Raw genomic sequence first — 13,391 nt, 5'->3', positions numbered from 1 at the left:
TGACCGACCCTTGGGAGTTGATGATTCATGGATATCCGTAAAGTTAAGAAACTGATCGAACTGCTGGAAGAGTCCGGCATCGACGAGCTCGAGATCAAGGAAGGCGAAGAGTCCGTACGCATCAGCCGTCACAGCAAGACCCCGGCTCAGCAGTACTACGCTCCGGCTCCAATGCATGCTCCGGCGCCGGCACCTGTTGCTGCTGCCCCGGTCGCTGCCGCCGCACCTGCTGCTCCGGCCGCGCCAGTTCTGAACGGCAACGTTGCCCGTTCGCCTATGGTCGGTACCTTCTATCGCAAGTCTTCGCCATCCTCGCCGTCCTTCGTTGAAGTCGGCCAGACCGTGAAGAAAGGCGACACCCTGTGCATCGTCGAAGCCATGAAGATGATGAACCACATCGAAGCTGAATCCAGCGGTGTGATCGAATCTATCCTCGTCGAAGACGGCCAGCCGGTTGAGTACGACCAACCGCTGTTCACCATCGTTTGAACCGCGGAGAGACTTTGATGACTGCGAAGTTGGAAAAAGTTCTGATCGCCAACCGCGGTGAGATCGCCCTGCGGATTCTGCGTGCCTGCAAAGAGATGGGCATCAAGACTGTCGCCGTTTACTCCAAGGCCGACAAAGAGCTGATGCACCTGGGCCTGGCAGACGAATCCGTCTGCATCGGCCCGGCCTCGGCCGCGCACTCTTATCTGCACATCCCGGCAATCATCGCCGCGGCTGAAGTGACTGGCGCTACCGCCATTCACCCAGGCTACGGTTTCCTTGCGGAAAACGCTGATTTCGCTGAACAGGTCGAGAACTCCGGCTTCGCCTTCATTGGCCCGAAAGCCGACACCATTCGCCTGATGGGCGACAAGGTATCGGCCAAGCACGCCATGATCGCCGCTGGCGTTCCAACCGTTCCGGGTTCCGACGGCCCGTTGCCTGAAGACGAAGAAACCGCTCTGCGCATCGGTCGCGAAGTCGGTTACCCGGTGATCATCAAAGCCGCTGGCGGCGGCGGTGGTCGCGGCATGCGCGTTGTGCATAAAGAAGAAGACCTGATCTCCTCGGCGAAACTGACCCGCTCCGAAGCTGGCGCGGCGTTCGGCAACCCGATGGTCTATCTGGAAAAATTCCTGACCAACCCACGTCACGTGGAAGTTCAGGTACTTTCCGACGGCCAGGGCCACGCCATCCATCTGGGCGACCGTGATTGCTCGCTGCAACGTCGTCACCAGAAGGTTCTCGAAGAAGCGCCGGCACCGGGCATCGACGAGAAGGCACGAGCTGAAGTCCTCGCACGCTGCGTCAAGGCCTGCATCGACATCAACTACCGTGGCGCGGGTACTTTCGAGTTCCTGTACGAGAACGGCGCGTTCTATTTCATCGAAATGAACACCCGCGTTCAGGTTGAGCACCCGGTTTCGGAAATGGTCACCGGCATCGACATCGTCAAGGAGATGCTCAGCATCGCCGCTGGCAACAAGCTGTCGTACACCCAGGAAGACGTGGTTATCCGCGGTCATGCACTGGAATGCCGAATCAACGCCGAAGACCCGAAAACCTTCATGCCGAGCCCTGGCACGGTCAAGCATTTCCACGCACCAGGCGGCAACGGCGTTCGCGTCGATTCGCACCTGTACAGTGGCTATGCCGTTCCGCCGAACTACGATTCGTTGATCGGCAAGCTGATCACCTACGGCGCAACCCGTGACGAAGCACTGGCGCGCATGCGCAATGCGCTGGACGAAATCGTTGTCGACGGGATCAAGACCAACATCCCGCTGCACCGCGACCTCGTCCGCGATGAAGGCTTCTGCAAAGGTGGAATCAACATCCACTACCTGGAACACAAGCTGGCTGGCGAAAAGCATTAAGCTGTGATCCATACCAACAAAGCCGCTTTCGAGCGGCTTTGTTGTTTCTGAAGGTTTCATCCGTCCTTGCGCGGCTAATCTGACAGGCACTGGCCTGTCCTGGCTGGCTATAATCGCCCTCTTATCAGCGCAACGCCGACGAACCAGAGCCAGCCCATGCCTGAAAAACTGCCCATCAATCTCAACGATCTCCTGCGCCAGCGGACAGTCGAGGGTGAGCGAATCGAATACAAATCGGGTTGGAATCCTGATCCGATCATTCGCACGCTCTGCGCTTTCGCCAACGACTTCGAAAACCTGGGCGGTGGTTACGTTGTGATTGGGCAGGATTGCGATGCCAATGGTCAGCCGATCTTTCCTCCACTGGGACTTTCCGATCAATTACTCGACAAGATCCAGCTCGAACTGCTAGCGGCTTGCCAATCAATTCAGCCTGCTTACTTTCCAGTGTTGAGTATTGAAGAGGTCGAAGGTCGCAAGTTGATCGTGCTATGGGCGCCCGGCGGGCAAAATCGTCCCTATAAAGCTCCGGCCGCAGTGACAGCCAAGTACAGAAGCTTGCACTACTACATCCGTCGCTACAGCAGCACGGTGGAAGCCAAGGGCGAAACCGAACAAGAACTCTTGAGCCTTACTGCCAAGGTGCCTTTCGATGATCGCTTCAATTTGGGCGCTCGTGTCAGCGATCTATCCAAACCTCTAATGCAAAGCTTCCTGCAAGAAGTGGGCAGTGCCCTGGCCGAGGATGCAGCGGTCCTGTCTACCGAAGCGCTAGGGCGACAAATGAACGTCGTGGGCGGCCCGACCGAGTCGCCATGGCCCAAAAATGCGGGACTGATGTTCTTTAGCCCAGCCCCAGAGCGATTCTTCCCCGGCACACAGATTGATGTGCTGTGGTTTCCGGAGGGCGCTGGCGGTGATCGCTTTGACGAAAAGATTTTCAAGGGGCCACTGGCAACCATAACCCGCGAATCACTGGCTTATATCCAGCGCAATTACCTGCATGAAACAGTGATCAAGCATGCAGGCCGCGCCGAAGCTACACGGATCTGGAATTTCCCCTTCGCAGCAATTGAAGAGGCACTGGTCAATGCCGTTTATCACCGATCCTATGAAGAACGCGAACCGATTGAAGTCCGCATCAGCCAGGAGGAATTGGTGATTCTGAGCTTCCCGGGGCCAGACCGCTCGATTCGAATGGAGGACCTGCGGATAGGCCGCGCCGTGAGCCGCCGTTACCGTAACCGGCGAATTGGTGAGTTCCTGAAAGAACTGAGTCTGACCGAAGGCCGCTCGACGGGCATCCCTAAAATCCTCAAGGTCATGGCGGTCAATGGCTCACCTGCGCCATTATTTGAAACCGACGATGATCGGATTTCGTATGTCATACGGCTTCCAGCGCACCCTCAGTCACAGAGAGCAGAAGCAACAACCATGGAAGTCAACATGGAAGTCAACATGGAAGTCGCTTCGGTGCTGAGGGCCATTGAAGGAAACATGAGCAGGCTGGAACTTCAGACCAGTATGGGCCTGAAAAACGCCGACCACTTCCGTAAGGCTTACATACTGCCGGCCATAGCCGCCGGGGTGCTTGAAATGACGCTGCCTGAACGCCCCAACAGCCGCCTGCAACGCTATCGCCTGACGAACAAAGGCCTGCAATGGCTCATAGCCAATAATGCAGGGCATCAGCATTAATATGTGATCCAGACTAACAAAGCCGCTTCCGAGCGGCTTTGTTGTTTCTGAAGGCTTCCTAATGTGCACGCGAGCAAGGCCACTCCCACAAAACCTCCGCGCTCGCGTAAACTTGCGCGCTTCTCGCAGCCCGCTAGGCTGCAATCAATATTTTTCAAAGGTGCCCGCCATGCCTTGGCTGCAAGTCCGTCTCGCCATCAGCCCAGAACAAGCCGAAACCTACGAAGACGCTTTCCTTGAAGTGGGCGCCGTCTCGGTGACCTTCATGGACGCTGAAGATCAGCCGATCTTCGAACCGGAACTCAACACCACGCCGCTGTGGTCGCATACGCACCTGCTGGCCCTGTTCGAAGGTGGCACCGAAGCCGCCGCCGTACTGGCCCACCTTGAGCTGCTGACCGGCAGCCCGCTGCCCGAGCATCACAGCGAAGTCATCGAAGACCAGGACTGGGAACGTAGCTGGATGGACGGTTTCCAGCCCATGCGTTTCGGCCAGCGCCTGTGGATCGTCCCGAGCTGGCACGCTGCTCCTGAACCAGACGCGGTGAACCTGCTGCTGGATCCGGGCCTGGCGTTCGGCACCGGCACGCACCCGACCACCGCGCTGTGCCTGGAATGGCTCGATGGCCAGGACCTGAAAGACTGCAACGTCCTGGACTTCGGCTGCGGCTCGGGGATTCTGGCGATTGCTGCCCTGCTGCTGGGCGCCAAGGAAGCCGTCGGTACCGATATCGACGTGCAAGCCCTGGAAGCGTCCCGCGACAACGCGGGGCGCAACAACATCGCCGAAGCACTGTTCCCGCTGTATCTGCCGCAAGATTTGCCGCAGGTTCAGGCCGACGTATTGGTCGCCAATATTCTTGCCGGCCCGCTGGTTTCACTGGCGCCACAATTGTCCAGCCTGGTCAAAACCGGTGGTCGTCTGGCGCTGTCGGGCATCCTCGCCGAGCAAGGTGAAGAAGTCGCCAAGGCTTATGCCCAGGACTTCGATCTGGACCCGATTGCCAATCGCGATGGCTGGGTGCGCATCACTGGCCGTCGGCGCTAGAATGAACGCCTGCATAAACCGGATTGCCGCATGACCGACAGCTTCGTCACCCAGTGCCCGCATTGCCAAACCAGCTTCCGCGTCAGCCATGCTCAATTGAGCGTAGCCCGCGGAGTGGTTCGTTGCGGCTCGTGCTTGCAGGTGTTCAACGCCGCCAAGCAGCTGCTTGAACAACAGGCCGGCAAAGACACGATCACCCCGGTTGCACCGGCCATCGTCGAACCGCCGGAGCCGCGAGCCATCAGCCAAAAGCAATGGTCCGCGGCCGAGCTGGATCTGGACAGTCTGGACCTGGACGAAGAGCTCGCCCGCCTCGAACAGCGGGAAATCCAGCCGACCACGGAATTCGGCCGACAGCGCGAAGACAACCTGAGTGCCAGCCGGGATACCGTCGAGCACGAAGAAGCGCCGTGGCCCGACAGCCTGTTCAGCGAATCGGCCGCCGATCGTGCGCAGACCACAGAAGCCGACTTGCCAGAGCTGGAACTCGATCCGAGCAAATACTCGCGCACCGAACCTTCGCTGTCCCTGGAACCGGTGGAGCTGGACGACGAACATCTGCCGCCACAGCTGCGCCTGCACGACCCACTCGACGCACCGATGCATCACGAACGCCTGTCGGCGACCGATGACATCGACGACGATCGGCCCTCGATCGAACCTGTGCGCAAAAAGCGTGAGCCGGCTGTCCGCGCTGAAGCCCTGCAAGACCTGACCGATGACCCGCTGCAACTGGACTGGCAAAAGCGCCGCTCTCCCTGGGGCCGACGCTTTTTCTGGCTGCTACTGATCCTGCTCGGCCTCGCCGGCCTCGCCGGTCAATACATTGCCTACCACTTTGACGAGCTGGCACGCCAGGACCAATACCGTCCGTGGTTCCAGCAACTGTGCCCGCAAATCGGCTGCACCGTGCCATCCAAAGTCGACATCGCCAAAATCAAAAGCAGCAACCTGGTGGTCCGCAGTCACCCGGACTTCAACGGAGCACTGGTGGTCGACGCGATCATCTACAACCGCGCGCCCTTCTCCCAGCCTTTCCCGCTGCTGGAGTTGCGTTTTGCCGACCTCAACGGCCACCTGATCGCCAGCCGGCGCTTCAAGCCCGGCGAGTACCTCAACGGCGATCTCGAAGGGATGGCGGAAATGCCTCCGCAAACGCCGATCCACATCGCACTGGATATCCTCGATCCAGGCTCCAAAGCGGTGAATTACAGTCTGAGCTTCCATTCGCCCGAGTGAAACGGCTCAGTATTACGGCTTTGACGGCATATTTCTGACTTTGACCGCTCACACCAAACCGCTGGCGATAACAGAATAACTGTTCAGATTTTGTTCAATTCAGCCTTTATCCAGTCATCGAGAGCGGGTATCATGCCAACCCTTTTTCGAACTCTCATGATCCGACCCCACAACAGGGAAGTCCTATGTCGGCGGTACGCATCGGTCCTTACACATTGCACAACGGCTTGATTCTCGCCCCGATGGCGGGGGTCACAGACCAACCCTTTCGTCAGCTGTGCAAGCGACTGGGCGCAGGACTTGTAGTCTCGGAAATGGTCACCAGCGACATGAGCTTGTGGAACACCCGCAAATCGCGGATGCGCATGATCCACGAAGGTGATCCCGAGCCCCGCTCGGTACAGATCGCCGGTGGTGATGCACAGATGCTGGCGGATGCAGCCCGGGCCAACGTTGAACTGGGCGCACAGATTATTGATATCAACATGGGCTGTCCGGCGAAAAAGGTCTGCAACAAGGCCGCCGGGTCCGCGCTGTTGAAGGATGAAGCACTGGTGACCGAGATCCTGCAGGCCGTAGTGGCTGCGGTTGATGTGCCGGTCACCCTGAAGATCCGCACCGGCTGGGACCGGGACAACAAGAACGGCCTGACCGTGGCGAAGATCGCCGAGCAGGCAGGCATTACGGCGTTGGCCGTCCATGGGCGCACCCGTGCCGATCTGTACACCGGCGAAGCCGAGTACGACACCATCGCCGCGATCAAGCAGGCCGTGTCGATTCCGGTGTTTGCCAATGGCGATATCGATTCGCCAGAGAAAGCCCGGTACGTGCTCGATGCGACCGGTGCCGATGGCCTGCTGGTAGGCCGGGCCGCTCAGGGGCGGCCATGGATTTTTCGTGAGATCGATCATTTTCTGCGTACCGGCGAAAAACTCCCGGCACTGGAACTGATCGAGGTGGAACGCATTCTGCTAGAGCATCTGGCTGCGCTGCACGTCTTCTATGGAGACGTCATGGGCGTACGCATTGCTCGAAAGCATGTGGGCTGGTATCTCGCAACCTTGCCGGGCGCCAGGGAGTTTCGCGCCCACTTCAATCGTTTGGAAGATACGGAAGCACAATGCGCCAACGTTCAGGGCTTCTTCGCCGAACGTTACAAGAGCCTGACAGGGGACGGAGAAGAGGTGGCCGCATGACGATGATGACCGAGACTTTAGTGAGTGGAACAACACCCGTGAGCGACAATGTGAATTTGAAACAGCACCTCAATACGCCGAGCGAAGAAGGTCAGACCCTTCGCGGGAATGTCGAGAAGGCGCTGCACAATTATTTCGCCCACCTTGAGGGCGCTGCCGTCACGGATGTGTACAACCTGGTGCTCTCCGAAGTCGAGGCTCCCCTGCTCGAGTGCGTGATGAACTACGTCAAGGGCAACCAGACCAAGGCCAGTGAGCTGCTCGGACTGAACCGAGGCACGCTGCGCAAGAAACTCAAGCAGTACGATTTGCTGTAAGCATTCAATCAAACCAGAAAGGCGCCCGCGTAGAAACGGTCGCCTTTTTTGCTGACTCCTTTGCTTTTGATGGAAATTGAAATGACCGACCAGACTACCCGCCTGCCGATCCGCCGCGCCTTGATCAGCGTTTCCGACAAGACCGGGATCCTCGAATTCGCCAAAGAGCTTGAAGCCCTGGGCGTCGAGATCCTCTCCACCGGCGGAACGTTCAAGCTACTGCGCGACAACGGTGTTGCCGCAGTGGAAGTCGCGGATTACACCGGTTTCGCAGAAATGATGGACGGCCGGGTAAAAACCCTGCACCCGAAAATCCACGGCGGGATCCTCGGTCGTCGTGGTATCGACGACGCCATCATGAACGAGCACGGCATCAAGCCGATCGACCTGGTAGCGGTCAACCTGTACCCGTTCGAAGCCACCATCAACAAGCCAGGCTGCGACCTGCCGACCGCCATCGAGAACATCGATATTGGCGGCCCGACCATGGTCCGCTCGGCAGCCAAGAACCACAAAGACGTGGCCATCGTGGTGAATGCCAGCGATTACGCCAGCGTCCTTGAAAGCCTCAAGGCCGGCGGCCTGACCTACGCTCAGCGTTTCGACCTGATGCTCAAGGCCTTCGAACACACCGCAGCCTATGACGGCATGATCGCCAACTACATGGGCACCGTGAACCAGGCGGCTGACACCCTCAGCACCGAAGGCCGCAGCGAGTTCCCGCGCACTTTCAACAGCCAGTTCGTCAAGGCTCAGGAAATGCGCTACGGCGAGAACCCGCACCAGAGCGCGGCGTTCTACGTTGAAGCCAAGCCTGCCGAAGTCGGTATCGCCACCGCCACCCAGCTGCAAGGCAAAGAGCTGTCGTACAACAACGTGGCCGACACCGACGCCGCGCTGGAATGCGTGAAGAGCTTCGTCAAGCCAGCCTGCGTGATCGTCAAGCACGCCAACCCGTGCGGCGTGGCCGTCAGCCCGGACGCCGAAGGCGGTATCCGCCAGGCTTACGAACTGGCCTACGCCACCGACACCGAATCAGCGTTCGGCGGCATCATCGCGTTCAACCGCGAGCTGGATGCTGAAACCGCCAAAGCCATCGTCGAGCGTCAGTTCGTCGAAGTGATCATCGCCCCGTCCGTCAGCGCAGAAGCTCGCGCCATCGTGGCTGCCAAAGCCAACGTGCGCCTGTTGGCCTGCGGCGAGTGGTCGGCTGATCGCGCTGCTGCGTGGGACTACAAACGCGTCAACGGTGGCCTGCTGGTACAGAGCCGCGACATCGGCATGATCGGTGCCGACGACCTGAAAGTCGTGACCAAGCGCGCCCCGACCGAGCAAGAGATCCACGACCTGATCTTCGCCTGGAAAGTCGCCAAATACGTTAAATCCAACGCCATCGTCTACGCCAAGAACCGTCAGACCATCGGTGTCGGCGCTGGCCAGATGAGCCGCGTGAACTCCGCGCGCATTGCTGCGATCAAGGCTGAACACGCTGGTTTGCAGGTGGCAGGCTCGGTGATGGCCTCCGACGCGTTCTTCCCATTCCGCGACGGCTTGGACAACGCAGCCAAGGTCGGCATCACTGCGGTGATCCAGCCGGGTGGCTCGATGCGTGATGCGGAAGTGATTGCAGCGGCCGACGAGGCCGGCATTGCCATGGTCTTCACCGGCATGCGCCACTTCCGCCACTAAGCACAACGATCAACTGTGGGAGCTGGCCTGCCAGCGATAGCATCCCCTCGGTTTAGCTGATAAACCGAGTTGTTTGCATCGCCGGCAGGCCAGCTCCCACAGAAAAGCGTCCCTGCGGTGCTCCCCAGAATTAGCGTCATCCGAGGTTTTTGAAATGAATGTTTTGATCATTGGCAGCGGTGGCCGTGAACACGCCCTGGCCTGGAAAGTGGCTCAGGATCCGCGCGTGCAGAAAGTTTTCGTGGCTCCGGGCAACGCCGGCACCGCCATTGAAGCCAAGTGCGAGAACGTCGCTATCGACGTGCTGGCCCTTGAACAGCTTGCAGACTTCGCCGAGAAGAATGTTTCCCTGACCATCGTCGGCCCGGAAGTGCCGCTGGTCGCGGGCGTCGTCGATCTGTTCCGCGCCCGTGGCCTGGATTGCTTCGGTCCAACCGCTGGCGCTGCTCAGCTGGAAGGTTCGAAAGCCTTCACCAAGGATTTCCTGGCGCGCCACAAGATCCCGACCGCCGACTACCAGAACTTCACCGAGATCGAGCCTGCCCTGGCTTATCTGCGTGAAAAAGGCGCACCGATCGTGATCAAGGCCGATGGCCTGGCCGCCGGTAAAGGCGTGATCGTTGCCATGACGTTGACCGAAGCCGAAGACGCCGTGCGCGACATGCTCGCGGGCAACGCATTCGGCGACGCCGGCTCGCGCGTCGTGATCGAAGAGTTCCTGGACGGCGAAGAAGCCAGCTTCATCGTCATGGTCGACGGCAAGAACGTATTGCCGATGGCCACCAGCCAGGACCACAAACGCGTCGGTGACGGCGACACCGGTCCGAACACTGGCGGCATGGGTGCCTACTCCCCGGCCCCGGTCGTGACCGCGCAAGTGCACCAGCGCGTCATGGACCTGGTGATCTGGCCGACCGTGCGCGGCATGGCCGAGGAAGGCAATGTTTACACGGGCTTCCTGTACGCCGGTCTGATGATCGACAAGGCTGGTAACCCAAAAGTCATCGAATTCAACTGCCGTTTCGGCGACCCTGAGACCCAACCGGTGATGCTGCGTTTGCAGTCGAGCCTGGTGTTGCTGGTCGAAGCGGCGCTGGCGCAAGCCCTGGACAAGGTCGAAGCACAATGGGATCCACGTCCGAGCGTCGGTATCGTGCTGGCGGCTGGCGGCTATCCTGGCGACTACGCTAAAGGCGTTGCCATCAACGGTCTCGATGCCGCTGCCGCACTGGAAGGCAAAGTCTTCCACGCCGGTACTGCACTGAAGGACGGTCAAGTGGTGACGGCCGGTGGTCGGGTACTCTGCGCCACGGCAATGGGTGCCAGCGTCGATGCCGCTCAGCAGCAGGCTTACAAGCTGGCGGCCAAAATTGACTGGGAAGGCTGTTTCTATCGCAAGGACATTGGCTACCGTGCCATTGCCCGCGAGCGTGGCGAAAATCAGGAATAAAACGCCATTCGGCCAGGCAAGGGCTTCGGGCCCTTGCCGGACTATTCCGGCGCCGCGCATAGTTATAATCTGGCATTAACCTACGAAGGGATTTCGCCGTGCGCTGGCTCAGGATTGCCATAGGATTCACCGTCACTTTGCTGACCTTGCTCTGCATGCTCCCGGCCCAGGCCGCGCAAGGCAGTGGCTGGGCGGTATTGCTCGACGAACAGGGCGACCTGCAACTCAGCGACATCCGTTCCGCTCGCTACACCAATCAATTCAGCCCCATTGAACTGGAACGCCTCACCGCCGCCGAACCCGATGGTGCGTTATGGCTGCGTTTCAGACTCGCTCCCGGCAAGCATGAACAGTTGCTGCGGGTATTCGCGCCCGATCTGTCGCACCTCAATCTGTATGTGCTGGACGGCGACACGCTGATCGAGCAACTGAACACCGGCACCGGCCAGCCCCAGGCTGAACGGCCGCTGCCCAGCAGCGACTTCATGTTGCCTCTGCCGCAAAACGAAAAACCTCTCGATGTTTACCTGCGACTGGTCTCCGACCATCAGCTGAGGCCTTACATCACCCTGCAGTCGGCGGTCATGACCGCGGCCAATCAGAATCAGACGCTGATCTACGGACTGTTGTTCGGTTGCCTCGGGATGCTGATCCTGTACAGCCTCGTCCGCTACGCCTATAGCCGCTCACGCAGCAGTTTCTGGCTAGCCGGATGTGAAACATTGTTGATGCTCAGCCTGTTGCTGTTGCTGAATCTGGCAGGGCCCTGGCTGCCGAACTGGCATGCGGTGCAAACACCCGGCGCCTACTTCGCCTTGCTGCTGACGGCGCCGTGCGGCTTGATGTTCGCCTATCGCTTCTTCACCCCACTCGGCCCGCACCCACTGAACAAACTGCTGATGGGGGACATTCTGTTCATCGTGGTCTGCAGCTTGCTGCTGTTGTTCGTCAACACGCTGCCGCTGAACATCATGACCTATGCTCTGGTCGCGCTGGCAGGCCTGAGCATGTTGTTCGTCAGCGCCTATCACTGGCAAAAAGGTTATCGCCCGGCGCGCCTGTTCGTCGCGGCGATGGTGGTGTTCAACATTGGCACTCTGATCATGTTGCCGGCCCTGCTGGGATTGACCCTGGTCGCACCGCAGGGCTTGATCATGACCCTGCTGGGGTTAATCTGCATCAGCGGCGTGTTGATGAGCATTGCCTTGAGTGAACGTCAGCGCAGCATTACCGAAGACCGTTTCAGCGTCAGCCGCGACCTGGCCGCCAGCAACGCCGAGATCAACGCCAAGGCCGAATTCCTGGCAAAGATCAGCCACGAAATCCGCACCCCGATGAATGGCGTGCTGGGCATGACCGAGCTGCTGCTGGGCACGCCGCTCTCGGTCAAGCAGCGCGACTATGTACAGACCATCCACAGTGCCGGCAACGAACTGCTGACACTGATCAACGAGATTCTCGACATCTCCAAGCTCGAGTCCGGGCAGATCGAACTGGACGATGTGCAGTTCGACCTCAACGCACTGATCGAAGACTGCCTGAGTATCTTCCGCGCCAAAGCCGAACAACAGAACGTCGAGCTGATCAGCTTTATCCAGCCGCAAGTGCCGCGTGTCATCAGCGGTGACCCGACGCGCCTGCGCCAGACCCTGCTGAGCCTGCTGGAAAACGCTCTGAAGAAAACCGACGAAGGCGAAATCCTGATCGTCGTCGCGCTCGATGAGCGCAGTGTCAAACCGCGCTTGCGCATTGCCGTACAGGACAGCGGTGAGCCGATGGACACCGAAGAGCGCGATGCATTGATGCACGCTGAACTGCACAGCAAGCACTTCCTCTCGGCCACCCGTTTGGGAGGCAACCTGGGGCTGGTGATCGCCCGTCAGCTGATTCGCTTGATGCACGGGGAGTTCGGGATCAAGAGCGGCGCCAATCAGGGCAGCACCTTGTGGCTGACCCTGCCGCTGGACCCTGACCGCCTCGAACACCCGACGTCTGACCTCGATGGCCCCCTGCAGGGTGCACGGGTATTGGTGGTGGACGATAACGACACGTGTCGCAAAGTGCTGGTGCAACAGTGCAGCGCCTGGGGTCTGAATGTCAGTGCCGTAGCGTCCGGCAAGGAAGCGCTGGCGCTGCTGCGCACCAAGGCTCACTTGCGCGATTACTTCGACGTGGTCCTGCTGGACCAGAACATGCCCGGCATGACCGGCATGCAACTGGCGGCCAAGATCAAGGAAGACCCGAGCCTGAACCACGACATCCTGCTGATCATGCTCACCGGCATCAGCAATGCGCCCAGCAAGATCATCGCGCGCAACTCGGGGATCAAACGCATCCTCGCCAAACCGGTGGCCGGTTATACCCTCAAGACGACGTTGGCCGACGAGCTGAACCAGCGAAACAAGGGCCTCTCCCTCTCGCAGCACCTGACCACCGGCCCGACCTTGCCGGTGAAAGTGCCCAGCGATTTCCGCATCCTGGTGGCCGAAGACAACAGCATCTCGACCAAGGTGATTCGCGGCATGCTAGGCAAACTCAACCTGCAACCGGATACCGCCAGCAATGGTGAAGAAGCCTTGCAGGCGATGAAAGCCCAGCGTTATGACCTGGTGCTGATGGACTGCGAAATGCCGATCCTCGACGGCTTCTCCGCAACTCAGCAATTGCGCGCCTGGGAAGTCGGCAATCAGCGGATTCGCACGCCGGTGGTGGCTTTGACTGCGCACATTCTTGCCGAACACAAAGAGCGCGCGCGCCAGGCCGGCATGGACGGGCATATGGCCAAACCGGTGGAGTTGTCGCAGTTGCGGGAACTGATCGAGCACTGGGTGGCCCAGCGTGATCAGCAGATCCGGGCAGCGACTCAGACGTCCTGAGCCGACAGACCCC

10 protein-coding genes are annotated in these 13,391 nt (G+C 59.6%); all 10 read left to right on the top strand.

Annotated features, from left to right (window positions below; genetic code table 11):
* Window positions 1–27: 27 nt before the first annotated feature.
* Window positions 28–489 (top strand): acetyl-CoA carboxylase biotin carboxyl carrier protein, encoded by a 462-nt coding sequence (gene accB, locus KGB03_RS15685; RefSeq protein ID WP_008153753.1) that lies wholly within the window; start codon window positions 28–30, stop codon window positions 487–489.
* A 17-nt stretch (window positions 490–506) separates the two neighbouring features.
* Window positions 507–1,865, top strand: coding sequence for an acetyl-CoA carboxylase biotin carboxylase subunit (accC, locus tag KGB03_RS15680; protein WP_111449189.1), 1,359 nt, complete (start codon window positions 507–509; stop codon window positions 1,863–1,865).
* Between the two features lie 156 nt (window positions 1,866–2,021).
* Window positions 2,022–3,563 (top strand): Fic family protein, encoded by a 1,542-nt coding sequence (locus KGB03_RS15675; protein WP_223527530.1) that lies wholly within the window; start codon window positions 2,022–2,024, stop codon window positions 3,561–3,563.
* A gap of 169 nt (window positions 3,564–3,732) precedes the next feature.
* Entirely contained in the window at window positions 3,733–4,611 is an 879-nt protein-coding gene (gene prmA / locus KGB03_RS15670; RefSeq protein ID WP_218538642.1) for a 50S ribosomal protein L11 methyltransferase, read from the top strand.
* 30 nt (window positions 4,612–4,641) lie between these two features.
* Window positions 4,642–5,850: a DUF3426 domain-containing protein gene (locus tag KGB03_RS15665; protein WP_111449191.1), complete on the top strand. Its 1,209-nt coding sequence runs from the start codon at window positions 4,642–4,644 to the stop codon at window positions 5,848–5,850.
* A gap of 185 nt (window positions 5,851–6,035) precedes the next feature.
* On the top strand, window positions 6,036–7,046 hold the full coding sequence (dusB, locus tag KGB03_RS15660; RefSeq protein WP_017336338.1) for a tRNA dihydrouridine synthase DusB: 1,011 nt from the start codon (window positions 6,036–6,038) through the stop codon (window positions 7,044–7,046).
* A complete protein-coding gene (gene fis, locus KGB03_RS15655; protein ID WP_030128251.1) occupies window positions 7,043–7,363 on the top strand; it encodes a DNA-binding transcriptional regulator Fis in 321 nt (106 codons plus the stop codon). Before dusB ends, fis begins: the two co-directional genes overlap by 4 nt.
* A gap of 81 nt (window positions 7,364–7,444) precedes the next feature.
* The gene (gene purH / locus KGB03_RS15650) at window positions 7,445–9,052 is read left to right on the top strand and encodes a bifunctional phosphoribosylaminoimidazolecarboxamide formyltransferase/IMP cyclohydrolase (protein WP_218538644.1); all 1,608 of its coding nucleotides are present in this window, start codon (window positions 7,445–7,447) and stop codon (window positions 9,050–9,052) included.
* 154 nt (window positions 9,053–9,206) lie between these two features.
* Window positions 9,207–10,502 carry a phosphoribosylamine--glycine ligase gene (gene purD, locus KGB03_RS15645; protein WP_218538645.1) on the top strand — a complete coding sequence of 432 codons (1,296 nt, stop codon included), beginning with the start codon at window positions 9,207–9,209 and terminating at the stop codon, window positions 10,500–10,502.
* Between the two features lie 98 nt (window positions 10,503–10,600).
* Window positions 10,601–13,378, top strand: a complete 2,778-nt coding sequence (locus KGB03_RS15640; RefSeq protein WP_218538646.1) for a hybrid sensor histidine kinase/response regulator — start codon at window positions 10,601–10,603, stop codon at window positions 13,376–13,378.
* Window positions 13,379–13,391: the final 13 nt, after the last annotated feature.

The sequence above is a fragment of the Pseudomonas sp. BF-B-26 genome (assembly GCF_019956495.1).
Taxonomy (GTDB): domain Bacteria; phylum Pseudomonadota; class Gammaproteobacteria; order Pseudomonadales; family Pseudomonadaceae; genus Aquipseudomonas.
The sequence above is the reverse complement of the archived record's forward strand: the minus strand, read 5'-3'. Positions and strand labels throughout refer to the sequence as shown.